Here is a 1,092-nt window from a genome sequence, read left to right on the forward strand (position 1 = left end):
ACATAAATAATGTAATTGGTATAATTCGCCTTCAAAATAGAATCTACCACCATTGGAATTAAAGTGGTCTGCTGGTATGCGGTAACAATAACAGCATAATCAAAATCTGTTCCGGTTAACTTATTAGTTATGCTTTGCTTATTAAAAAACTTAAAAAAACACAAAATTAAGGGGGTAAATAAATGTATCCCAATTAGAACTTGAATAACAATAAAGAGAGTATAAATTATATCCATTAAGATTCTTTTGTTTTTAAAGATTTAAAAATAGCTTTATAGATTTCATTGGCACAATTTTCCCAACTATGACTTGAGGCAAAAGCTCTTCTCGCCACCTGCAACTCTTCAGTATTTTCGTCGATAGCTCTTTGTATAAGCAGCGCAAAACTTTCTTTATTCTCTGCTAAATATACGTACGAAGAGAAAATTTCCATTGCTCTTGTTTGTGTTGCAACTATTGGCTTACCCATTGCCAAATATTCATCCACCTTTCTCGGATAATTACCAATTGTTACCATATTCACTAATTGAGGATTAATACATACATCAAAAAAGCTCATATACAAGGGAAGCTCTTCCGGTTTCTTTATTCCTGTAAAAATCACGTTTTCCAGATCATGTAAATTACTAAACGCAAAATCATCATCTTCTGGCCCTACCAAAACAAAAGTCAAATCCTTCCTTTCATTTGCAATATGGTATAATAGCGATATATCTAATCGTATGCTATTTAAAGCGCCAACATAACCAACAACCGGGGTACTAATATTTGCGAACTCCTTAGGTTTATCACTTACATCCGCATTCTTGAACATCTCAATATCACAACCCTGGCCAACATAATAAGAATTCTCATTATAGCTTTTGCAATAGTCAGTCAGGTACAGAGAATTTGCCAAACACAAATCATTTTGAGCAATAATTAAAGGTTCAAGTCTTTTCCCATGTTTTTTCCAGTAGTCAACAGCCAGAATATAATCCCGGGAATAATAAATACTTAGTGAAGGATGTAATAGATCTTTTAAATAAAAGCCTTTTAATAATTCATTGTCATTAAACAACAGAAAATCTTTAAAACCCAATTCCTCTAAAG

Annotated in this window: 1 protein-coding gene; it reads right to left on the reverse strand. The window is 32.5% G+C overall.

The window, feature by feature from the left end:
- Positions 1 to 235: 235 nt before the first annotated feature.
- On the reverse strand, positions 236 to 1,092 hold an 857-nt coding region (locus tag AC1DG9_RS27260; RefSeq protein WP_477635717.1), incomplete at its 5' end, for a glycosyltransferase.

It is taken from the genome of Pedobacter sp. 05L430 (assembly GCF_056397585.1).